This is a genomic window from Rhizobium sp. BK661 (assembly GCF_024808825.1).
Lineage (GTDB): Bacteria > Pseudomonadota > Alphaproteobacteria > Rhizobiales > Rhizobiaceae > Rhizobium.
The window spans coordinates 298,776-320,407 of sequence record NZ_JANTYT010000002.1 but is presented as its reverse complement, the minus strand read 5'-3'; the positions used below and the strand labels follow the sequence as shown (position 1 = coordinate 320,407).

Below are 21,632 nucleotides of genomic sequence, written 5' to 3'. Positions count from 1 at the left end.
TGGCGGCCGCAAGGCCGCCCCTTGCAAGACGCCAAGCGTGGCGATACATCTCAAACGCTCTAACGGGGTGCCCCGTGCCATGAGGCGCGCGGCTGAGAGGCTCAAAGCCAACCCGCGGAACCTGATCCGGCTAACACCGGCGGAGGGATTAGACGCGTGACATCTGGCACCGCCCTTTTCCCCTTCAAGCAAACCAGAGGAGAGGTGCCATGTTCAAATTCAAGTTCACGAGCCGTTCGTTGCTTGCCACGATCTTTGTCGCGACCATCGGCTTGGCCGGCCAAGGCGCACAGGCGGCAGACAAGACGCTCACCGTCTACACCTATGAGAGCTTCACATCCGAATGGGGTCCGGGGCCGAAGGTCAAGGAAGCATTCGAGAAGACCTGCGGCTGCAGCGTCAAGTTCGTGAGCGTAGCCGATGGCGTGGCGTTGTTATCGCGTCTGAAACTTGAGGGCGCTGCGACGAAGGCGGATGTCGTGCTCGGTCTGGATACGAACCTGACCACGGAAGCGAAGGCAACCGGCCTCTTCGATGCGAGCGGTGTCGACGTCAGTGCGCTCAAGGTGCCGGGAAACTACAAGGATGAGGTATTTGTGCCTTATGATTATGGCCACTTCGCCGTCATCTACGACACGCAGACGATCAAAAATCCTCCGAAAAGCATGAAGGACCTGGTCGAAGGCGATCTTTCGCAAAAGATCGTTATTGAGGATCCGCGCACCTCGACGCCTGGGCTAGGCCTCTTGCTGTGGGTGAAGTCGGTCTACGGCGATAAGGCGCCTGAGGCCTGGGCAAAACTCAAAAAGCGGGTGCTGACGGTGACCCCCGGCTGGTCGGAAGCCTATGGGCTCTTCACCAAGGGTGAGGCGCCGATGGTGCTCTCCTACACGACCTCGCCTGCCTATCACATGGTCGCCGAAAATACCGACCGCTATCAGGCGGCTGCGTTTTCAGAGGGCCACTACATCCAGATCGAGGTGGCGGGCCTGCTGAAGAATGCGCCGGACAAGGAGCTTGCACGCGAGTTCCTGAAATTCATGGTGACGCCGGGCTTCCAAGATACGATTCCAACCAACAACTGGATGATGCCGGTTTCGGCGACGTCGCAGCCGCTGCCGGATGCGTTCGGCAAGCTTGTAAATCCATCAAAGACCTTTCTGATGAGCTCGGATGAAGTCGCTGAGAAGCGCAAGGCCTTCGTCGATGAGTGGCTGGCCGCCATGAGCATGAATTGATGCCTTTGACCGAGGCTGAGATGCGACGGGCGGTGCTGGGTGGGGCTTTTAGTCTCGCCGGCATTGCCCTTTTCGTCGGCTTTGCAGTCTTCGTCTTGCTCCTTTCGAGCGATGTTTCCTCCATTCTGACGGCGGTGCTTGAACCCTACATCCTGCAGGTCCTGCGTTTCACCTTGTTGCAGGCCTTGCTCTCGACGCTGCTCTCGATCGCTTGTGCCATTCCGGTCGCGCAGGCCCTGGCGCGTCAGCAGCATTTCCCCGGTCGCATCTGGATCATTCGACTGATGGCCGTGCCGATGGGGCTTCCTGTCCTAATCGGGGCGCTGGGGTTGATCGGCATCTGGGGGCGGCAGGGCCTTACGAACGCGCTGCTGCTCAAGCTCGGCATGGCGGAACCGATCAGCATCTACGGGCTTTCCGGGATCCTGTTGGCGCATGTCTTCTTCAACATGCCGCTGGCTTGCCGCCTGATGCTGGCGGCATTGGAGCGGGTGCCGGCGGAATACTGGCTGATGGCGAGTGGTCTCGGCATGCGGCCCGGTTCGATTTTCCGTTTCATCGAATGGCCGGTTCTGCGCTCGGTCATTCCTGGGATCGCCGGCCTGATCTTCATGCTCTGCGCCACGAGCTTCACGCTGGTGCTGACACTGGGTGGCGGGCCGGCCGCAACGACCGTCGAGGTTGCCATATATCAGTCGCTGCGTTTTGATTTTGATCCGGGCCGGGCCGTCACGCTTTCCCTGCTGCAGATCGCCCTTACATCGGTCGTCCTTGGGGCGCTGTCATGTCTTCCTGCGTCCGGGGATGAAGGGATGACTGTCGGAAAGGCGATCAGGCGCCCGGATGGTAGGCTGTTGGGAGCGCGGCTCGTGGATGGAAGCATCCTGCTGTTCGCCGCTCTGTTCCTTGGTTTACCTCTGATGTCGGTGCTTCTGGCTGGCCTTCGGTCCAATCTCATGAGGCTGCTCGGTGAACCCATTTTCTGGCAGTCGGCTGCGACCAGTCTTGCCATCTCGATCTCTGCGGCCACTATCGCCTTACTTGTCTCGATGATGCTGGTGGGTGCGCGCCGGGCGGCGCTTCTCCGGCGTTCAGGGATCTCAGGCGCAGGAGCGTTCTTTGCCGCCATGGGTGGCGCATCATCGTTGGTATTGCTCGTGCCGCCGATCGTCCTGGCGACGGGCTGGTTTCTAGCGCTGAGAAGCTTCGGTGACGCCAGCGCCGTGGCTCCGCTGCTGATTGTCGCGATCAACGCTTTGATGTCCCTGCCCTTTGTGATGCGTGTCCTCGAGCCGGCTTTCATCGTCCACAAGCGCCGAACGCAGAAACTTGCGGCGAGTCTTGGTGTCTCGGGCTGGATGCGGCTGCGCCTGATCGATATGCCGGCCCTGATTAAACCAGTGCTCACGGCATTTTCGTTTGCGATGGCGCTGTCGCTCGGCGATCTTGGCGCCGTCGCGTTGTTCGGCTCGGACAGTTTCGTCACGTTGCCTTGGCTCGTTTATAGCCGCATGGGGAGTTACCGGACGAACGATGCGGATGGTCTAGCGCTGATCCTTGGCATCCTCTGCCTGCTGCTCACAATCGCCGGCACCATGGGGCCAGCGCGACGAGAGGTGGCTTTCCATGGTTGAGCCGCGGTTCTCGGTCGAGATGCGCGACGTCGGTCTCCAATTTGGTGTGCAGGAGTTTCACTTCGATTGCCGGCTTCCTGTCGGTGCTGTGATTGCTGTGACGGGCGCGTCCGGTGCTGGCAAGTCAACCTTCCTCAATCTGCTGGCTGGCTTTGATGTGGCTGAGCGAGGGCAGATCTTGATCGCGGGGAAGGATGTGACCAGCGAGTACCCGGCCCGGCGGGCCGTCTCTCTCGTCTTTCAGGACAACAATCTGTTCGCGCATCTCGATGTCCTTACCAACATCGGCCTTGGCATCAACCCGTCGATGAAGCTCACAACTGCTGACCGCCAATCGATCACGTCTTCGCTTGAAAAGGTCGGGCTCCGCGGGTTTGAACGACGAATGCCGGGAACGCTTTCCGGCGGGGAACGGCAGCGGGTGGCCTTTGCACGTGCGCTAGTTCGCAACCGGCCGGTGCTCCTGCTGGACGAACCTTTTGCAGCGCTTGACCCCGGCTTGCGAAATGGAATGGCGGCGCTGCTGCTCGACATGCATCGCGAGACGAGCAATACCGTCGTCGTGGTGTCGCACGATCCGGACGAGGTCAAACGCATCGCAGACTTTGGTCTTTTCATCGAGAACGGCAGGATCGCGGTAGCCGCCCCAATCGATGAATTTATTGGCCGCCAGGATCATCCCGGATTGACGCAATTTCTCCGCAGTTAACGAATCTGGCGGTTGCAACGGCACTTTCGCCATAATTTGAGGCGACCGAGGAAACTCAAAAGCACGTTAGGCTTGCTAAAATACAACGGCGCCACATTTACTTAGAGTCTCGCTATGCAACCGATGCGGAAATCAGTTACAGCAAAGACTTGTGTCCCCGATTGTGCAGTGCAAGGACGGGGACGGACGCCTGTTGAATCACCATGAGACCGACCGGGTCGCGGAAGCGAACCGGTCGACAAGCAAGATGACCTGGAGAGACAGACTGGACAGTATGCCGACGTGGAAATTCCCCGCGCCTTCCAGTGATGTGCTCTCGTCGGCGTGCCGTCTGGTACGACGAGCCTCGGTCGTATGTGCGACAAGCATGGCGCTATATGGTTGCCAATCCATTCTTGAGCAATCCTATCAGCCAAGTGTTGCGCCGTCCTCTAATCCGCAGATTGTCGACGAGGTGCAGAAGAATGATCCGCGTGCCGCCATGGGTGCGCGCGAGCATCCGCGCATCGTGGCGAGCTATGGCGGCGAGTATAAGGATGCGAAGACCGAGCGTCTGGTTGCCCGTATCGCGGGGGCGCTGACCGCTGTCTCCGAGAATCCGAGCCAATCCTACCGCATCACCATCCTGAACTCCCCGGCCATCAACGCGTTTGCCCTGCCCGGGGGCTATCTCTACGTGACGCGTGGTTTGCTGGCGCTCGCCAAAGATGCATCCGAGGTTGCCGCGGTTCTCTCGCACGAGATGGGTCACGTCACGGCAAACCATGGCATCGAACGGCAGAAGCGCGAGGAGGCAGAAGTCATCGCCAGCCGCGTCGTGGCCGAGGTGTTGTCGAGCGATATTGCCGGCAAGCAGGCGCTGGCGCGCGGCAAGCTGCGATTGGCAGCTTTCTCGCGACAGCAGGAATTGCAGGCCGACGTTATCGGCGTCCGGATGCTCGGGGAAGCAGGGTACGATCCCTACGCCGCCGCGCGGTTCCTGGACTCCATGGCCGCCTACAGCCGCTTCATGTCTGTCGACCCCGAGGCGGACCAGAGCCTCGACTTCCTATCCAGCCATCCGAATTCCGCCCAGCGCATCGAACTGGCGCGCGATCATGCGCGAGCCTTCGGTCAGGAGGGCAAGGTCGGCGATACGGGCAGGGACTATTATCTCGACGGCATCGACGGCTTGCTGTACGGCGACAGCCCTGAGGAAGGCTATGTGCGCGGGCAGACCTTCCTGCACGGCGGGCTTGGCATTCGCTTCGACGTGCCGCCTGATTTCAAGATCGACAACAAGGTCGAGGCGGTCATGGCGACTGGGCCCGGCGATGTTGCGATCCGTTTTGACGGCGTGGCCGACAATCAGAACCAGAGCCTCACGAACTATATCTCGAGCGGGTGGGTTACTGGCCTCGATCCCTCCACCATTCAGCAGACCACGATCAATGGAATGGAGGCTGCCACGGCGCGGGCGAGCGCAGATCGCTGGGACTTCGACGTCACGGTGATCCGTAACAATGCTCAGATTTTCCGGTTCCTGACAGCCGTGCCGAAAGGTAGTGCCGCTCTGCAGCAGACGGCGGACGTATTGCGAGCAAGCTTCCGTCGCATGACCCCGGAAGAGACGGCATCATTGAAGCCGTTGCGCGTCAGGGTGGTCAAAGTGCGGCCGGGCGAAAACATCACGACGCTTGCTGCACGGATGATGGGTACGGATCGAAAGCTCGATCTGTTCAAGCTTATCAATGCGCTGCCGACCGGCGCCTCAGTTTCTCCCGGCGATCGCGTCAAGATTATTGCGGAATAAAAAGAGGCCCGGCTTTCACCGGGCCAAGTCCATCGCTGGGGGAGTAAGCTCGTTCAGGCCGATGCGGCCATGTAGGGGTCTGCGCTCACGAGTGCGCTGCGTAGTTTTTCCATCGCCCGGCTCTCGATCTGCCGAACACGTTCCTTGGAGATGCCGAGATCTGCGCCGAGTTCCTCGAGCGTCGCGCCATCTTCAGCAAGCCTCCGAGCGCTGATGATCTTCATCTCCCGCTCATTGAGGTGCTTCAAAGCAGAAGCGAGCCAGTTGCGCCGGCGCTCGCCGTCGATCATGTTCGATACTTGCTCATCCGGCAGAGGCTCGTCGCTAACGAGGAAGTCCATCTTCTCGGCGCTGTCGGCATCGCCGGAGACCGATGGGGCCTGCAGCGAGGCATCGTTGCTCGAAAGCCTGGCATCCATCGTTTGGACGTCGGAAAGGCTGACGCCGAGTGCTGCTGCGATTTCTTGATGAATGGATTGAAGTGTCAGCTGCGTGTCGCCTCTGGCGAGCTTGGCGCGCAGGCGGCGAAGATTGAAGAACAGGGCCTTCTGCGCCGAACTCGTACCGCCGCGAACGATCGACCAATTGCGAAGGATATAGTCCTGAATCGAGGCACGGATCCACCAGCTTGCGTAGGTAGAGAAGCGGACGTCACGCTCGGGCTCGAAGCGCGCAGCCGCCTCCAGCAGACCGACGTAACCTTCCTGCACGAGGTCGCTCATCGGCAGACCGAAGTTGCGGAACTTTCCTGCCATCGAGATAACAAGGCGCATGTGGGCCATGGCGATCTGATTGCGAGCGCCGCGGTCATCATTGTTCTTCCAGCGGATTGCGAGATCGTGTTCCTCTTCGCGAGCAAGGTAGGGAGCCGCCATGGCGATTTTAATCATGCGCCGGTCTGCAGACATGTTCTTCATATCGGTCTCCTGAATTCAGGCGTGACGCCAAAAAAGGGCAAAGAATTCTTGCTTCCGGACATCGCTGCCCAGACCAAATTCATGTCTTGAACGTATAAAGGCCCCGAACTCTGGACGTTTCCAGATGGGGCCCTAGCTTAGGGTTATGCGCCGGTAGTACAGCGGGGTGGGATCAAGTTCCTCAAGTTGCCCGCTAGGCAGAACGTGGAAAGCATGATCCGCTCCTCATCGAACGTTTACAGATATGCGAGCGTTCGAGGGTGATGTCAGTTCCCGACGCGGTCCGCAGCTACATTATTGAAACGTGCCAGCAGAGAAAAAGTTCCAAAAAAAACCCGGCACAAGGCCGGGTTTTTTTGCAGGAAAAACAGGGAGCTTATGCAGCTTCGTCCTGAGATTCGTCTTCTTCGATCGCCTTGCCGCGCTTCGGCCCCTTGTTGAGATTGGTCTCTACGAGGCGGACAGCTTCCGTTTCCGACATCTTGTTCACCGCAGCAATTTCGCGTGCCATGCGGTCAAGCGCAGCTTCGTAAAGCTGGCGTTCGGAATAGGACTGCTCCGGCTGGTTCTCGGCGCGATAAAGATCGCGGACAACTTCAGCGATGGAAATGAGGTCGCCGGAATTGATCTTTGCATCATATTCCTGCGCCCGACGGGACCACATGGTACGCTTAACGCGCGCCTTGCCCTGCACAACCTTCAATGCACGCTCGACGAAATCGGTCTCGGAGAGCTTACGCATGCCGATGCTCATGGCCTTGGCGACCGGCACTTTAAGGCGCATCTTGTCCTTCTCGAAATCGATAACGAAAAGTTCAAGCTTCATGCCTGCTACTTCTTGCTCTTCGATAGCGCTGATGGTACCGACGCCATGTGCGGGGTACACGATCGATTCACCGGTCTTGAAGCCGTGACGTGCGGAAGAAGGTTTTTTCTGCTGGGTCGTCATTCTATTCAAACACTCCCTGTTACGCTTCCGGCTGCAGCCGGAGCCGGGTCAGTCAGGCCCGGGTGAGACGGTCAGATCCGTCGGGTGACTTACTTCTGGTCCCACCGGATAAAAGCAAACATATCCATGCGCACAAGCTTGGAACCTCACGGCTCAAGGCGTTGATATGTCACGGAAACCGCGTTTTTGGATTTGTTTTGCTTTCGTGGTGGTTTGGGCATGCTTCATGCCGCAAATGGATCAGTGTCCGAAAGCTATCACAAAAATATGAGGAAATCAATAATTTACTGCGCCTGAGTCATGCGCGCAACACATGACACCCATATGCCGCGGACACACTTCAGGCGTTTTTTGGCTCACTGAACCCGGTTTCAGGCCCTAGTAGCGAGAATGAAGGATCAGTCACCCGATCCGGGCTTCTCAGAGAAGTACTTCTCGAACTTGCCGGTCTCGCCGTCCATTTCCTTCGCTTCGGCCATGGCGTCCTTCTTGACCGTAATGTTCGGCCAGATGCTCGCATACTCGGCGTTGACCTTGAGCCACTTGTCGAGGCCCGGCTCCGTATCAGGCTTGATTGCCTCGGCGGGACATTCCGGTTCGCAAACGCCACAGTCTATGCATTCGTCAGGGTGAATGACGAGGAAGTTTTCACCCTCATAGAAGCAATCGACGGGGCAGACTTCCACGCAGTCGGTATATTTGCAGCGAATGCAATTGTCGGTCACGACATAGGTCATGAAGAACTCCAGGACTTCCATACAATGGGGCCGGGCAACCTGGAACGTCGCGCCTTTCCCCAACCGGAAAGGAAGCAGTGAGATGCTTGGGAGGCATTCACGCTATCCGGCAAGTTGATTGTGACGTACCGGCTTTGCCCGAGGATTTCAAGAATAAAGAAATCGCAAAACCCGGCAGTTCGGATAGAGTTTTCTAATCCTCGTCCGACATCAGCTTGTCGATTGCACGACGTTCCTTTTTGGTGGGTCGTCCCGCCCCTGTGGCCCGCATTGCCTGCTCATAAGGGGTGAGGCGTTTTGTCTCGTCGGGCGGAGGCGTCAGGTCCTCATAAAGCAGCCGAGCTTCCTCGTAAGGACCACGCCGCTCGCCGCCCGACCTGACGACAAGGACAATATCGCGCCGCTCAAGAGCCAGCTCGATCTTGTCGCCGGCTTTGACCATTTGGCTCGGCTGGAGGGCGCGCTCGCCGTTGATCCTGACATGTCCGGATTGAATGTGGCTTTGTGCCAGCGAGCGCGATTTCACCATGCGCGTGAAGAACAGCCACTTGTCGATGCGTTGCCGCGAACCGCCTCCTGGCTGTGTCTCCCCGCCCATGCGCTTACTTCTTCATCTGCTCCTTCAAGGCAGCGAGCTTTGCGAAGGGAGAATCCGGATCGATCGGCTTTTCCTTGCGTGGGGGCTTTGCCTCGAAGCGCAACGGCTGCGGGCCGCCGCGGTTGTTGTTGCGGTCCTTGCGATCGCCGCGGTCCTGACGGTCGCCGCGCTGTTCGTTACGATCGCCCCGTCCCTGTTGCGGCTTACCGCCATCCTTGCCGCGATGCTGGCGGTTGCCATCACGGCCCTCGCCACCTTCACCACCTTGGCGACGCTGGCCATTTCCGCGATCTTGGCCGCGATTGTTGCCGCCGCGGCGTTCGCCACCCGGGCTGCGGGCCTGACGCTGATTGTCCGTACGGCCACCGAGGCGCCAAAGAAGAACCGGCTTCGGTTCCTCTGCTTCTTCCGACGTTGCGGCAACCGGCTGTTCTTCAGCCGCGACCTCAACGGTGGGAGCCTCCGAGGCAGGCTCCTCCGACGCGCTGTCGGCATCGTCGTGATCGGCCTTCTCCGCGCTCTCTTCGGTTGCGGTCTCGGCCGTCGGCGCTGTCGAGGCGTCCTGAACCGACAGATGAGCTGCTGCCTCCTCTGCCTTTACGGCATCGGCGCGATAGCCGAGCCCCTTCAGGATCTCTTCCATGTCCTCGAGCGTTGCACCGAGGATCGAAAGCATGGCGGTCGTTGTCGTGAAGCGACGGCCGTCATATGCACCTTCAGGACGGTTGGCCTGGCCAGGCTTCCACTGAAGCAACGGGCGGATGATATCCGCAAGGCGCTCCAGGATGTCAATGCGAACTGCGCGTTTGCCAAGGAATCGGAAGCCGGCCAGCTTGTAGAAGGTGCGCTCGAAAGCTGGATCTGTCACCACCGACGTGCGGCCTGCAGCCAGAACGGGAATGAGATCGCCGTAGCCCGGCTTGTCGAGACCGTCGTTCTTTAGCGCCCAGAGAAGCGTGATGAGCTCGGCTGGAGCAGGCTTCAGAAGGGCAGGGACGAAGATGTGATAGGCGCCGAACCGGACGCCATAGCGGCGCATCGAGGCGCGCGCATCCTGATCCAGTGACTTCACCTCTTCGGTCACGTCGCGTCGGAACAGGACGCCGAGATTCTCGACGAGCTGGAACGCCAGACCCTTTGCCAGGCCCTGCAGGTCTTCGGCACGCGACAGATCGTCGAGCGGCTTCAGAACCGTGCTGATGTGATGATTGACGAAGCGCTCGATACGGGCTGCCACGTGGTCGCGGGCATTGCCGGTCAGCTGCTCGTCGGCGAGCAGGATGACGCGCGGGCGCATCACATGATCACTGCCCGCAAGGCGCGCTACCGGATCGCCCAACCAACGGATCGCGCCGTCGGAGCTGATCGCGAGATCGCCGTTGCCGGCCGCATGGAGGCGCGCAGCACGTGCCTCGAATTCCAAAGCGAGCGCCTTTTGCGAAGCAGACTGAACAGCCTTGGCGTCCGGCCCTTCCGCTCCCGAAATGGGCGTGAATCGGAATCCCGACAACTGCCCCACATGATGTCCTTCAACGAAGACATCGCCATTTACACTGATTTCAGCTTCCAGCATCGCATTCTCTCTCAGGCGCTTCATGAGCACAGATGTCCTGCGATCAACAAAGCGTTTCGTCAACCTTTCATGTAACGCATCGGACAATCGATCTTCGATTTCCCGCGTCTTTTCCTGCCAGTGTGTCGGATCGGCAAGCCAATTGGGCCGATTCGACACATAGGTCCAAGTCCTTATCTGCGCGATTCGCGCCGAAAGCGTGTCAATCTCGCCGTCTGTTCGGTCCGCGCGATGGACCTGCTCGGCGAGGAAGTCCTCGTTTACCGTGCCATAGCGAACGAGATCGGAAAAGAGGGTCGAGATCAGATCGGCATGTTGCGCCGGCGCAATGCGCCGGTAGTCCGGAAGCGCGCAGGCCTCCCACAACTTCTCGACGCGCGATGGATTGGTTGCAAGGTCGATGATTTCCGGGTAGCGCGACAGGTGTTCCAGCGCCTGCTGGTCGACCGCAGGCAAGGCGCGCGTCAGGCCGGGAACAGTGGGTCCGGTCTCGAGGCTTGTGCGTAGCGCGTGAATGGAAGCGAAATCGAGGTTCTTCGTGCGCCATTGCAGCACTTTCACATTGTCGAACTCATGGCCTTCGATGCGTTCGACCAGCTCCTCGTCAAAGGGATCGACCTGGCCTGTGACGCCAAACGTCCCGTCGCGAACGTGCCTGCCGGCACGGCCTGCAATCTGCCCGAGTTCGGCGGGGTTCAGGTTGCGGAACTGATAGCCGTCGAATTTGCGATCTTGAGCAAAGGCGACGTGGTCGACGTCGAGATTGAGCCCCATGCCGATCGCATCGGTCGCGACCAGATACTCGACGTCTCCAGCCTGATAAAGCGCTACCTGTGCGTTGCGCGTGCGCGGGCTAAGGGCGCCAAGTACGACGGCCGCTCCGCCGCGCTGTCTGCGGATCAATTCGGCGATCGCGTAGACTTCATCCGCCGAGAAGGCGACGATTGCCGAGCGCTGCGGCAGGCGCGTGATCTTCTTCTGTCCAGCATAGAAAAGGTGGGAAAGCCGGGGTCGCTCAACCACCGTGATCCCAGGGAGAAGTTGCTGCAAGATCGGTCGCATCGTACCGGCGCCAAGCAACAGCGTTTCGTCGCGACCGCGCAAATGCAGAATACGATCCGTGAAGATATGCCCCCGCTCCAGATCGCCAGCGAGCTGAACTTCATCAATGGCGACGAACGCTGCCTTGGTCTCGCGTGGCATTGCCTCGACCGTGCAGACCGAAAAGCGGGCATTGGGAGGCGATATCTTCTCCTCGCCCGTCACCAGTGCAACATTCTGCACTCCGACCTTTTCGGCGACGCGCGTGTAAACCTCACGCGCCAGCAGTCGCAGCGGCAGGCCGATCACGCCGGTGCCATGTGCAACCATGCGCTCAATGGCATAATGCGTTTTGCCGGTATTGGTTGGCCCGAGCACCGCGGTTACCCCGCGTCCACTCAGTATCATCGGCTGCGATGTCAGTGTCATGGTCCTGCAGATGAGGCCGGGGAGCCCCAGATCAAGTCAGCTCCTCTCCGAAGCAGACAACACATGGACAGCCGTTGTCGCAAAGGCAAGGGCTGATTTGAATTTCCTCCGCAGTTTCTGTTGCGCGAATAGCTTGCAGATTGCTCGTTTTCCGATTCGGAACAGCTTGAGAACGAATCGGAGACGAATCGCTGACTCCGGCTGATTCAGTGTTTGTTCACGGCTAAGTATTGATTTTGAATCGCTTTTTCCCACAAGATGCTGAATCGGAAAATTCACGTCATGCGTGCAGCGCGATTTGCATCCATTCTGTCAACTGCCTTTGTCGAAAATCTTAAGGCGAATTTCTGCCGGAGCCTTTTCGCGATGTTACTTGCATTCCATGGAGCGGCAGAAAACGATGTGGTTCGTATGATTTTGCCGCCAAAGCTAAACATTTGATACACGCGGAACAAAAATCGGTGATGCGTGTTTCTGGTCCATTCCTGGTGTAATGACGTCGAGGACTTGAACCATGCTTGGAACCATACTTCTCATTATCCTTATTCTGCTTTTGATCGGAGCTCTACCAAATTGGGGTTACAGCCGCGGCTGGGGCTATGGACCTTCCGGAGGTTTAGGGCTAGTTCTCGTGATTATTATTATTCTTGTGTTGCTCGGTCGTATCTAAGCGACGGAAAAATCTGGGAGATATGTCATGATGAAAAAGATTGTGCTTATTGGTGCACTGGTTGGCGCGCTTGCGTCCTGTACGGCGACGGAACAGGGAACCGCGATTGGTGCAGGCAGCGGCGCCATTATTGGCGGTGCTGTAAGCCACAGCTGGGGTGGGGCAGCAATTGGTGCCGTAGCCGGCGGTCTTGCTGGCGCATTGATCGGCCAGTCCGTTGAGCGTCGCGGTTACTGCGTCTACAGAGACCGATATGGCCGTCGCTACGAGGCCCGTTGCCCGCGCTACTAGGCCGGGCTGCCCTGCTGGGCATGATTTGAAAGTTCAAAGCGCCGACTAGACCGGCGCTTTTTTATTTGGCGAAAGCCGTAAGAAAGAAAAAGGCCGCGCTGCAAACGCGACCTCTGATTCACGGCTGTCGATCGATCAATTCTTGGCGCGTTCGACGTAGGAATTGTCTTCCGTTGCAATAACGACGCGCGTGCCGGCGTCAATATGCGGGGGTACCAAGGTGCGGATGCCATTCGAAAGCATTGCCGGCTTGTAGGAAGACGACGCCGTCTGGCCCTTCACAACCGGTTCGGTTTCGGTGATTTCGAGAATGACGTGGCGCGGCAGCTCGAGGGCTAGCGGAACACCTTCATGGATCGACAGGATGCAGGTCATGCCTTCCTGCAGGTAGGCCTTCTGATCGCCCATCGTTTCATCGTTCACGACCACCTGGTCATAGGTCACCGGGTTCATGAAATGGAACCCCTCGCCGTCCTCGTAAAGATACTGGAAGTTCACGTCTTCGACGAAGGCGCGCTCGACCTGCTCGGTCGTACGCCAGCGTTCGGAAACCTTTACGCCGTCGACGATACGACGCATGTCAACCTGGGTGACCGGCGTGCCCTTGCCCGGATGAAAGTTCTGGGCAGTCAGAACGACGTAGAGTTTGCCATCTACGTCGAGAACGTTGCCCTTGCGGACGGAAGAGGCGATGACCTTGACCATTAAGACTTCCTTGTAACTCGGCTTTTGGCGTCGTAGAGGACTGTCGATACGGCCTCCGAGACGCAACTGATTGTTCTTTGGGGGCGCAACTAACCTAAAATCCGGCAAATAGCCAGCCCCAGCGTTGGATAGACCGGCCAGGACGATGTCGATGAAACCCTCGATCGCCAAAGTATCGCCGTGGTGGACGCCGAGCGTGCATGCGGACCGCCGCCCGTTCCTGCTCGGGCGGAATGCGATCCAGACGGCCCTGCGCGGCTATTTCATAAGCGAGGACTTTCTGGAGGTCGACACTGCCACGCTGCAAGTGTCGCCAGGCAACGAGGCGCATCTGCACGCCTTTGCCACCAAAGCGCTGACGACTGACGGCCAGACAGCAGCGCCGCTATATCTGCACACTTCGCCTGAATTTGCCTGCAAGAAACTGCTTTCGGCCGGAGAACAGCGCATCGCCTGCTTCGCTCACGTTTATCGCAACCGCGAGCGCGGTCCGTTGCATCATCCGGAATTCACCATGCTTGAATGGTATCGCGTGGGCGAAAGCTATGAGAGTCTGATGATGGATTGCGTTCGCATTCTGGCCCTTGCTGCAGAAACCATGAAGACGACGCGGCTCACCTATCGAGGAAGCGAGTGCGATCCGTTCGCGGGGCCGAACCGGTTAAGCGTTGCCGCAGCCTTCGACCGCTACGCTGGCATAGATCTGCTGGCGTCCGTTTCGACCGACGGCGCCACGGATCGGGCGCATCTCGCGGACCAGGTAACGCGGACCGGCATTCGCGTTGCCGAAGATGACGGCTGGGCGGATTTGTTCAGCCGCGTGCTGGTCGAAAAGGTGGAACCGCATCTAGGCTTTGGCCGCGTCACGATTCTGGACGAGTATCCAGTATCGGAAGCTGCGCTGGCGCGTCCTTCCGCAAGCGATCCCCGGGTTGCCGAACGTTTCGAGGTCTACGCCTGCGGCGTTGAGCTCGCGAACGGTTTTGGGGAGCTCACCAATGCGGCAGAACAGCGCCGCCGCTTCGAGATCGAGATGGCCGAGAAAGCTCGCATCTACGGCGAACGCTATCCGCTCGACGAGGATTTCCTGGAGGCGCTCGCCATAATGCCGGAGGCAAGTGGCATCGCGCTCGGCTTCGATCGGCTGGTGATGCTGGCAACCGGGGCGTCACGGATCGATCAGGTGCTATGGGCGCCGGTCGCGGAGTACGGCACATGAACAGCATCACAGCCATCAAGACCGTCGAGGGTCTGGAACGCGCCGGGTTGCTCGGCGAAAGAGACCGGGACGCTTTGGCGGATGTCGCCGCACGCTACGCCATTGCCTTGACGCCGACGGTCGTGGGTCTGGTTGATCCTGCGAATGACGCCGACCCGATTGCCCGGCAGTTCGTTCCTGACGCGGCCGAGCTGAGCGTTGCGCCTGAAGAGCGTGCGGATCCGATCGGCGACGAGGCCCATAGTCCCGTGCAAGGCATCGTTCATCGCTATCCGGATCGCGTGCTGTTGAAAGCCGTGCATGTGTGCCCGGTCTACTGCCGCTTCTGTTTTCGACGCGAAATGGTTGGTCCACAAGGCTTGGGGACATTGGACTCCGAGGCAATGTCGGCAGCTTTTGCCTATATTCGCGACCACCACGAGATCTGGGAAGTGATCCTGACGGGCGGCGATCCGTTAATCCTCTCCCCGCGACGGCTCGAAGAGATCCTTCGCGAACTGGCATTGATCGATCACGTGAAGATCGTGCGGTTCCACACGCGCGTTCCTGTCGTCGATCCATCAAAGATCGATGCGGCCCTGATTGCGGCGCTAAGAGCGAGTGGCAAGAGCGTTTACGTGGCTTTGCATGCCAATCATCCGCGCGAACTGACAGACGAGGCAAGAGCGGCATGCGCGCGCCTAATTGATGCCGGGGTGGTCATGGTCAGCCAGTCGGTGCTGCTCAAGGGCGTCAATGACGATCCGGCCGTGCTCACGGAACTGATGAAGGCTTTCGTCGAGACGCGCGTAAAGCCCTATTATCTGCACCATCCTGATCTGGCTCCCGGGACGAGCCATTTTCGGCTCACGATCGAAGAGGGACAGAGGATCGTCGCGGCTCTGCGCGGTCGGATTTCTGGTCTCTGCCAGCCCACCTATATACTCGACATACCTGGTGGCCATGGCAAAGCCGTGATCGCTGAACAGTCGATCAGAGCGATGGGCGAGGGCTGCTATTCGGTTTCGGATTATCGCGGGACCGAGCACCTGTACCCGCCGCTCGTCTAGTAAAAAACGCGAGAGAAGTATTGTTCCTGAACAATGTGTCAGAAGACCCCTTTCGTGGCGTGTTGATTGCAATCGCGGCAAGGGTTTGAAATCTCAACTAAGTTCCGCTTCCTGTCGTCGTCTCTTCTAAGAATTTAGCTGAAGTGATCAGTTCGCTTTAACTACGTCATTTAGCAGAATTTTGTCTTTTCCGGACTACGCCTATCCCGAGAACAAGGCCGTTTCGCCACTCGAGATATGATCATCTTGGAGAAGTCATAATGAATACTACGATCCGTGATCTCCTGGTCAAATTCGGAAAGCTTCCCGTTTCTGTTGACCAAGTTGCCGACGATGACGACCTCTATGCCGTCGGTTTGACTTCCTTCGCTTCCGTCCAGCTCATGCTTGGTATCGAAGAGGCCTTCGATATCGAGTTTCCTGACAATCTTTTGAATCGCAAGTCATTCGCCAGCATTGCAGCAATCGCGAGGACTGTCGACCAGATCAAAGATAGCCGGAAGGTCGCCTAAATGAACTTTCCGGTCAAAATCGCGCAAGAGGATCTTGCCGCCAGGGTCGCCCGCGTGGCAGCGATCGCGGCAAAGCATGCAGACTCCGTCGATTTTGATGGGAGGTTCCCGCACGAGGCCGTGGAGGCCATGAGAGCCGAGCGGCTGTTTGGAATTCAGATCCCGCGTCACCTCGGCGGTGAAGGCGCGACGATCGCTCAGATCGCTGAATTATGCTCGACGCTTGGACAGGGTTGTGCCGCCGCCGCCATGGTCTTCGCGATGCATCACATCAAACTCTGCAGCCTCGTCGAGCATGGCGGCGAGAGCGAATGGCATCGGGCCTTCATGCAACGCGTGGCTGGCGAGCAATTGTTGATCGCGTCTGCGACGACCGAAGGCGGCATCGGCGGCAATCTCCGAAATAGCATCTGCGCGATCGAGGTCGAGGGCGATACCTGCCGTCTGGAGAAGGACGCGAGCGTCATATCCTACGGTTCCCACGCCGATGCAATCATGATTACCTCGCGGGCCCATGCAAATGCGGCTTCTTCCGATCAGGTCCTGACCGTTTTCCTCGAGGAGCAGTACGCGCTGGAAAAGACCCATGCCTGGAACACCCTCGGCATGCGCGGCACTTGTTCGGATGGCTTCCTCTTCAAAGGTGAGGCGCCTGCCGAACAAATCCTGCCGAAGCCCTTTGCCGAGATTGCTGCTCAATCGATGCTGGCATCGTCGCACCTCCTGTGGAGCAGCGTGTGGTATGGCATCGCCGTCGACGCGGTGGGCCGGGCGCAGTCGTTCGTGCGCGCCGCTGCACGCAAGTCGCCGGGAACACCGCCGCCCGGAGCCCTGCGGCTGGCCGAGGTCTCCAACCTGCTTCAGATGGTTCGCTCAAATGTCGTCGCCGGTCTCAAGGCTTACGAAGGAGCCAAGGATGACGCGGACAAGCTTTCCTCCATCGGCTTTGCCGTCACGATGAACAACGTGAAGATCGCATCGTCGGAAACGATCCTCGAGATCGTCAATCATGTGATGCTGATCTGCGGGATCATGGGCTACAAGAACGGCACGCCGTTCAGCGTCGGACGCCACCTGCGCGACGCCCACTCCGCACAACTCATGATCTCGAACGACCGCATCCTCGGCAACACGTCGAGCATGCTTCTTGTTCACAAGCAGGACACTAGCTTACTGGGGTGACGACATGGACGTGCAGACAACGTTTTTGGACAGGCTATTTGAATCGGGCCTTTTGATTGATACCGGCGTTGACGGGCTCTATGGCCGCAGCGGACAATTCGAAGATGTGATTGCCGCCTTCGAGCGCTTGATCGACAAATTCGGCGGCGCCGACGGCGCCGAGGCAATGCGTTTCCCGCCGGGCATGAACCGCGCCTTCTTCGAGAAAAGCGGTTACATGAAGAGCTTCCCGCAGCTCGCCGGCACTGTCCATAGTTTCTGCGGCAACGAACTCGACCACATCAGCCTGCTTCAATGCATGGAAGTGGGCGACGACTGGACGAAGGATCAGCAGGCAACTGATATCGTACTGACGCCTGCGGCCTGCTACCCGCTCTATCCGACTGTTGCTCGTCGCGGCAAACTGCCGATGAGTGGCGGTCTTTTCGATCTGCAATCCTACTGCTTCCGGCATGAGCCATCACAGGATCCGGCGCGCCAGCAGCTTTTCCGCATGCGCGAATACATCTGTATGGGCACGGAGCAGCACGTCACGGATTTCCGGCAGCGCTGGATGGACCGCGGCGTCGAGATGATGAAGGCGGTGGGCCTGGATGTGACGATCGATGTCGCGAACGATCCCTTCTTCGGCCGCGCCGGCAAGATGCTGGCCAACAACCAACGCGACCAGAACCTGAAGTTCGAGCTGCTCATTCCGATCACCTCGGTTGCCAAGCCGACGGCCTGCATGAGCTTCAACTACCATCAGGACGCGTTCGGCACGAAATGGGACCTCTATCTTGAAGACGGCAGTGTTGCCCATACCGCCTGTGTCGGCTTCGGACTTGAGCGTATTGCGCTCGCGCTCTTCCATCACCACGGACTGGAGCTCAAGCACTGGCCTTCCAAGGTGCGGCAAGCGCTGTGGGGCTGAGTGGTTTGATGACAGCCGTCTTCCCGCGGGCGCGCCCGGACGGCTATCAGTCGCATCCGCTGCACTCCAGCGAGCGCATGTGGCCGGAAACCAATTGCTACGTCGACCTTTGGATCGAAGTGTTGAACGCCGCGGGTGCTGCGCCGGAGGCGATGCTTGGCTTCACGCTGACGCAGGATTTCGAGGGCGACCAGTTCACCTTCTTCAAGGTGCCTCTCGAGGATCTCGAGTCACTCTACGACATCCGGGTTACCGAACTCGCTATCTTCGATCGGGTCGAACGGCACGTCGAAACCCAGATTGCGCGAGGTCGCCTCTGCCTGATCGAGATGGACTCGTTTTATATGCCCGATACCCAGGGCACGGCCTACCGAACCGAGCATGGCAAGACCACGGTGGCAATCAACAGGCTCGACTTCACCGGCAAGCGCATCGAGTATTTTCACAACGGCGGCTATTTCCAGCTTGTGGGAGAGGATTTCGACGGGCTGTTCCAGCTGCATTTGTCCGCAGATGATCCGCCGTTCCTCCCCTACACGGAGTTTGCAAAAATTCCCGTTCGCATGCCTGATGCGATGCAGGTCAGCACTATGGCACGCGAGCTTCTCGGACTTCACTTCGGCCGCAGACCGACCACCAATCCGATCCGCGCCTTCGCAGAAGTGTTTCCGCAGCAGGTGGAAGCCGTGGCAGAGCGTCCCTTCGGTTTCTTTCACAAATACGCGTTCAATACGTTGCGTCAGTTCGGCGCCAATTTCGAGCTTGCCGGAGATCACCTAGCTTGGGTCTCGGCCAGCGAATTTTCCTCCGCCATTGACGACGCGCGTCGAATTTCCGAAGTCGCAAAGTCGGTGCAGTTCCAGCTCGCCCGGGCAGTGACCCGGAAGAAGTACGATCCGCTGCGCACGGCGCTTGATCCGGCAGCCGATGCATGGGATTCCATGATGGCTTCTCTCAAGGAGCGCTTGTGAAGCCGGGAGTCTGAGGATGCGGGGACGGTTGGCGAGTGTCGGTGCGGAGGAAACCCTGCTTGCCGAAGGGTGGAACCTGGTCCTGACGGAATCGGGCGCTTGCGCAACGCCCCATGACATTCCCTTGTCCGCGCAGTTTATTGCCGCCGAAGTACCAGGTACCGTCGCCGCAGCTTTGGAAAAGGCGGGGCAGTTCGACCGGGACAATCCGGAGCCGCTCGACACCCGCGACGCATGGTATCTCTGCCGGCTTTTTGACGTCCAGCCCGGTGATGCGATCCTTCGCTTCGAGGGATTGGCGACGCTGTGTCATGTCTTTCTCAACGGCCAAGAGATCCTGTCGTCGGAAAGCATGTTCACAATACACGAGATACCTGTGACGCTCTCTGGCGGCGACGAGTTGGCGCTGTGCTTCCGAGCCCTTGCGCCGAGGCTGGCCGAGCCCGGCCCACGCGCCCGCTGGCGGCCGCAGATGATCACGCCACAAGGCTTGAAGAATGTCCGCACGACGCTTCTGGGCCGCATGCCCGGCTGGTGTCCGGAAATTCATGCTGTCGGTCCGTGGCGACCCATCACGGTCGTCCGCCGCGATGTCGTTTCGATCGATAACGTTTCGGTCCGCGCCGTGCTCGAGGCGGATGGCACTGGGCGACTGAGTGTTTCGCTTCATACCAATGTCGACAACCCGGACCTCGTGCTTCGGTGCGGAGCTGTTCAGCAGGCTTTCGAAAAAGTCGGAGAGAACCACCATTCGGCAATCCTCAGGCTAGAGGACGTCGATCTCTGGTGGCCGCATACGCACGGTGTACCGCAGCTCTATGATTTCTCGATCATCATTGATGGTGTCGAGCACCATGCGGGCCGAACGGGTTTTCGCCGCATCGACGTTGATCGCGGATCGGGGGGGGATGACTTTGCGCTGCTGGTCAACGGCGAGCGTGTCTTTTGCCGAGGGGCGGTCTGGACGACCGCCGATATCGTTCGGCTGCCGGGCGGCAAGTCAGACTACGAGCCGTTCCTGCGCCTTGCCGCCGAGGCAGGCATGAACATGATCCGCATCGGCGGCACCATGGCTTACGAGACGCCAGCGTTCTTTCAGCTCTGCGACGAACTCGGTCTGCTCGTCTGGCAGGACTTCATGTTTGCCAACTTCGACTATCCGAAGAACGACAAGGCGCTAACCGCGCACGTCCACGCGGAGGTCGAGGAATTCCTGCACGCCGTCCAGGGATGCCCATCGGTGGCGGTTCTCTGCGGCGGCAGCGAAGTCTATCAGCAGGCGGCGATGCTTGGCCTGCCGCGTGAATATTGGGCAGGCCCAATCACGGAGGAGATCATTCCGGCGATCGCCGGCCGCATGAGGCCCGACGTGCCGTATGTGGTGAACTCACCATCGGGTGGCGCGATGCCCTTCTCGTCAGATGCTGGTGTTACTCATTATTACGGGGTCGGCGCCTATATGCGACCGCTCGTGGATGCCCGTCGTGCGAATGTCCGCTTCGCGGCCGAGAGCCTGGCTTTCTCCCAGGTGCCGCAACAACGAACGCTGCAACGGCATCTGGACGTTCCCCCGGTCCACAGTCCGCTATGGAAGGCGCGCGTTCCCCGCGATCGCGGCGCATCGTGGGATTTCGAGGATGTTCGCGATTTCTATCTGACCGAACTTTACGGCGAGGATCCGGCGCGACTTCGTCGTGAAGATCGCGACCGTTATCTGGACCTCTCGCGTGTCGTTACCGGCGAAGTTGCTGAAGCGACCTTCGCCGAATGGCGGCGCAGCGGATCGACCTGCAACGGCGCCTTGGTGTGGACCTTACAGGATCTGATGCCAGGTCCCGGTTGGGGGGTGATCGATTCGACCGGCGAGCCGAAGCCCGTGTGGTATGCCCTGCGTCGTGCCTTTCGGCCGGTTCAGGTGGTGGTGACCGACGAGGGGACGAATGGCCTCGACGTCCACGTGCTGAATGAAACCGAACATACCTTACAGCTTGATCTCGAACTGGTTTGCCTGCGCTACGGCAGGCAGCACGTCGTCAGCGGTGGCCGCATTCTGACTTTGGCGCCCAGAAGCTGTGAAACGTTTGCCGCAACCGATCTCTTCGGCGCGTTTTTTGATACGACCTACGCGTTTCGCTTCGGACCACCGTCGCACGACGTCACCGTTGCCCGTCTACGTCTGCCGGATGGCGGCCCGGTGGTCGCCGACGCTTTCCATTTTCCGTTGGGCCGCGCCAAGGCCTTCCACGATACCGAGATCCAGGCGGTGGTGACGCGGCAGGACAATGAATGGGAGCTCGATATCGCAGTCGACAGGTTCGCGCAGTCCGTCCATGTCAGCGTCGATGGTTATCGACCGGACGACGACTGGTTTCACCTTGCCCCCGGCGGCGCAAAACGCATCCGGCTGCTTCCGCTATCGGGATCGGCAGATGAACAAGCGCCATCCGGTCAGATCACCAGCCTCGGCAGCTCGCGAGCCGCCTCATTTTAATGCCCGAGATCG

The 21,632-nt window shown here is 59.2% G+C and carries 19 protein-coding genes and 1 riboswitch; of the genes, 13 read left to right on the top strand and 6 right to left on the bottom strand.

The features are described from left to right. The first annotated feature begins 53 nt into the window (after positions 1–53). Positions 54–165: riboswitch (TPP riboswitch) on the top strand. Positions 166–209: 44 nt separating this feature from the next. The 4 genes from thiB (at position 210) to FHX16_RS07850 (ending at position 5,373) form a co-directional block, all read left to right on the top strand. Then, the gene (gene thiB / locus FHX16_RS07865) at positions 210–1,238 is read left to right on the top strand and encodes a thiamine ABC transporter substrate binding subunit (protein ID WP_183863797.1); all 1,029 of its coding nucleotides are present in this window, start codon (positions 210–212) and stop codon (positions 1,236–1,238) included. Then, a complete protein-coding gene (gene thiP / locus FHX16_RS07860) occupies positions 1,238–2,872 on the top strand; it encodes a thiamine/thiamine pyrophosphate ABC transporter permease ThiP (protein ID WP_183863796.1) in 1,635 nt (544 codons plus the stop codon). The genes thiB and thiP overlap by 1 nt, the downstream gene beginning before the upstream one ends. Then, entirely contained in the window at positions 2,865–3,581 is a 717-nt protein-coding gene (locus tag FHX16_RS07855; RefSeq protein WP_183863795.1) for an ATP-binding cassette domain-containing protein, read from the top strand. Before thiP ends, FHX16_RS07855 begins: the two co-directional genes overlap by 8 nt. Positions 3,582–3,828: 247 nt before the next feature. Continuing rightward, positions 3,829–5,373: a M48 family metalloprotease gene (locus FHX16_RS07850; RefSeq protein ID WP_259126918.1), complete on the top strand. Its 1,545-nt coding sequence runs from the start codon at positions 3,829–3,831 to the stop codon at positions 5,371–5,373. A 53-nt stretch (positions 5,374–5,426) separates the two neighbouring features. Here FHX16_RS07850 and FHX16_RS07845 read toward each other — a convergent pair whose 3' ends face one another. The 5 genes from FHX16_RS07845 to FHX16_RS07825 form a co-directional block, all read right to left on the bottom strand. Continuing rightward, the gene (locus tag FHX16_RS07845) at positions 5,427–6,290 is read right to left on the bottom strand and encodes an RNA polymerase factor sigma-32 (RefSeq protein ID WP_007528357.1); all 864 of its coding nucleotides are present in this window, start codon (positions 6,288–6,290) and stop codon (positions 5,427–5,429) included. 376 nt (positions 6,291–6,666) lie between these two features. Further along, positions 6,667–7,239, bottom strand: a complete 573-nt coding sequence (locus tag FHX16_RS07840) for a CarD family transcriptional regulator (RefSeq protein ID WP_007528356.1) — start codon at positions 7,237–7,239, stop codon at positions 6,667–6,669. 398 nt (positions 7,240–7,637) lie between these two features. Beyond that, positions 7,638–7,976, bottom strand: coding sequence for a ferredoxin FdxA (gene fdxA / locus FHX16_RS07835; protein ID WP_183863793.1), 339 nt, complete (start codon positions 7,974–7,976; stop codon positions 7,638–7,640). A 193-nt stretch (positions 7,977–8,169) separates the two neighbouring features. Then, positions 8,170–8,574, bottom strand: a complete 405-nt coding sequence (locus tag FHX16_RS07830) for an RNA-binding S4 domain-containing protein (RefSeq protein ID WP_183863792.1) — start codon at positions 8,572–8,574, stop codon at positions 8,170–8,172. A 4-nt stretch (positions 8,575–8,578) separates the two neighbouring features. Beyond that, on the bottom strand, positions 8,579–11,617 hold the full coding sequence (locus FHX16_RS07825; RefSeq protein ID WP_183863791.1) for a helicase-related protein: 3,039 nt from the start codon (positions 11,615–11,617) through the stop codon (positions 8,579–8,581). 514 nt (positions 11,618–12,131) lie between these two features. Here FHX16_RS07825 and FHX16_RS07820 point away from each other — a divergent pair. Both FHX16_RS07820 and FHX16_RS07815 read left to right on the top strand, forming a co-directional pair. Beyond that, complete coding sequence (locus FHX16_RS07820) at positions 12,132–12,287, top strand: DUF3309 family protein (protein WP_007794620.1); 156 nt, start codon at positions 12,132–12,134, stop codon at positions 12,285–12,287. Between the two features lie 27 nt (positions 12,288–12,314). Beyond that, complete coding sequence (locus FHX16_RS07815; RefSeq protein ID WP_018855881.1) at positions 12,315–12,578, top strand: YMGG-like glycine zipper-containing protein; 264 nt, start codon at positions 12,315–12,317, stop codon at positions 12,576–12,578. Positions 12,579–12,713: 135 nt separating this feature from the next. On the opposite strand, the gene efp is transcribed toward FHX16_RS07815, so the two are convergent. After that, positions 12,714–13,283, bottom strand: coding sequence for an elongation factor P (efp, locus tag FHX16_RS07810; RefSeq protein ID WP_259126917.1), 570 nt, complete (start codon positions 13,281–13,283; stop codon positions 12,714–12,716). Positions 13,284–13,434: 151 nt separating this feature from the next. Between efp and epmA the strand changes: the two genes are divergently transcribed. The 7 genes from epmA to FHX16_RS07775 all read left to right on the top strand — a co-directional run bounded on the left by epmA (position 13,435) and on the right by FHX16_RS07775 (position 21,620). Further along, the gene (gene epmA / locus FHX16_RS07805) at positions 13,435–14,502 is read left to right on the top strand and encodes an EF-P lysine aminoacylase EpmA (RefSeq protein ID WP_259126916.1); all 1,068 of its coding nucleotides are present in this window, start codon (positions 13,435–13,437) and stop codon (positions 14,500–14,502) included. Beyond that, positions 14,499–15,551: a lysine-2,3-aminomutase-like protein gene (locus tag FHX16_RS07800; RefSeq protein ID WP_259126915.1), complete on the top strand. Its 1,053-nt coding sequence runs from the start codon at positions 14,499–14,501 to the stop codon at positions 15,549–15,551. The genes epmA and FHX16_RS07800 overlap by 4 nt, the downstream gene beginning before the upstream one ends. Positions 15,552–15,811: 260 nt before the next feature. Further along, a complete protein-coding gene (locus FHX16_RS07795; RefSeq protein WP_183863788.1) occupies positions 15,812–16,063 on the top strand; it encodes an acyl carrier protein in 252 nt (83 codons plus the stop codon). Then, positions 16,064–17,245 (top strand): acyl-CoA dehydrogenase family protein, encoded by a 1,182-nt coding sequence (locus FHX16_RS07790; protein ID WP_183863787.1) that lies wholly within the window; start codon positions 16,064–16,066, stop codon positions 17,243–17,245. 4 nt (positions 17,246–17,249) lie between these two features. Beyond that, complete coding sequence (locus tag FHX16_RS07785) at positions 17,250–18,158, top strand: amino acid--[acyl-carrier-protein] ligase (RefSeq protein WP_183863786.1); 909 nt, start codon at positions 17,250–17,252, stop codon at positions 18,156–18,158. A gap of 8 nt (positions 18,159–18,166) precedes the next feature. Next, entirely contained in the window at positions 18,167–19,129 is a 963-nt protein-coding gene (locus FHX16_RS07780; RefSeq protein WP_183863785.1) for a DUF1839 family protein, read from the top strand. Positions 19,130–19,145: 16 nt separating this feature from the next. Next, on the top strand, positions 19,146–21,620 hold the full coding sequence (locus FHX16_RS07775; RefSeq protein WP_183863784.1) for a glycoside hydrolase family 2 protein: 2,475 nt from the start codon (positions 19,146–19,148) through the stop codon (positions 21,618–21,620). The last annotated feature ends 12 nt before the right edge of the window (positions 21,621–21,632 follow it).

What these genes read in the sequence shown, in the direction of transcription:
- FHX16_RS07825 (WP_183863791.1), bottom strand. Translation starts at nt 11,617, where the DNA reads ATGACACTGACATCGCAGCCGATGATACTGAGTGGACGCGGGGTAACC.
- FHX16_RS07785 (WP_183863786.1), top strand. Translation starts at nt 17,250, where the DNA reads ATGGACGTGCAGACAACGTTTTTGGACAGGCTATTTGAATCGGGCCTT.
- FHX16_RS07855 (WP_183863795.1), top strand. Translation starts at nt 2,865, where the DNA reads ATGGTTGAGCCGCGGTTCTCGGTCGAGATGCGCGACGTCGGTCTCCAA.
- efp (WP_259126917.1), bottom strand. Translation starts at nt 13,283, where the DNA reads ATGGTCAAGGTCATCGCCTCTTCCGTCCGCAAGGGCAACGTTCTCGAC.
- thiP (WP_183863796.1), top strand. Translation starts at nt 1,238, where the DNA reads ATGCCTTTGACCGAGGCTGAGATGCGACGGGCGGTGCTGGGTGGGGCT.
- thiB (WP_183863797.1), top strand. Translation starts at nt 210, where the DNA reads ATGTTCAAATTCAAGTTCACGAGCCGTTCGTTGCTTGCCACGATCTTT.
- FHX16_RS07830 (WP_183863792.1), bottom strand. Translation starts at nt 8,574, where the DNA reads ATGGGCGGGGAGACACAGCCAGGAGGCGGTTCGCGGCAACGCATCGAC.
- FHX16_RS07850 (WP_259126918.1), top strand. Translation starts at nt 3,829, where the DNA reads ATGACCTGGAGAGACAGACTGGACAGTATGCCGACGTGGAAATTCCCC.
- FHX16_RS07815 (WP_018855881.1), top strand. Translation starts at nt 12,315, where the DNA reads ATGATGAAAAAGATTGTGCTTATTGGTGCACTGGTTGGCGCGCTTGCG.
- epmA (WP_259126916.1), top strand. Translation starts at nt 13,435, where the DNA reads ATGAAACCCTCGATCGCCAAAGTATCGCCGTGGTGGACGCCGAGCGTG.
- fdxA (WP_183863793.1), bottom strand. Translation starts at nt 7,976, where the DNA reads ATGACCTATGTCGTGACCGACAATTGCATTCGCTGCAAATATACCGAC.
- FHX16_RS07820 (WP_007794620.1), top strand. Translation starts at nt 12,132, where the DNA reads ATGCTTGGAACCATACTTCTCATTATCCTTATTCTGCTTTTGATCGGA.
- FHX16_RS07800 (WP_259126915.1), top strand. Translation starts at nt 14,499, where the DNA reads ATGAACAGCATCACAGCCATCAAGACCGTCGAGGGTCTGGAACGCGCC.
- FHX16_RS07845 (WP_007528357.1), bottom strand. Translation starts at nt 6,290, where the DNA reads ATGAAGAACATGTCTGCAGACCGGCGCATGATTAAAATCGCCATGGCG.
- FHX16_RS07775 (WP_183863784.1), top strand. Translation starts at nt 19,146, where the DNA reads ATGCGGGGACGGTTGGCGAGTGTCGGTGCGGAGGAAACCCTGCTTGCC.
- FHX16_RS07790 (WP_183863787.1), top strand. Translation starts at nt 16,064, where the DNA reads ATGAACTTTCCGGTCAAAATCGCGCAAGAGGATCTTGCCGCCAGGGTC.
- FHX16_RS07840 (WP_007528356.1), bottom strand. Translation starts at nt 7,239, where the DNA reads ATGACGACCCAGCAGAAAAAACCTTCTTCCGCACGTCACGGCTTCAAG.
- FHX16_RS07795 (WP_183863788.1), top strand. Translation starts at nt 15,812, where the DNA reads ATGAATACTACGATCCGTGATCTCCTGGTCAAATTCGGAAAGCTTCCC.
- FHX16_RS07780 (WP_183863785.1), top strand. Translation starts at nt 18,167, where the DNA reads ATGACAGCCGTCTTCCCGCGGGCGCGCCCGGACGGCTATCAGTCGCAT.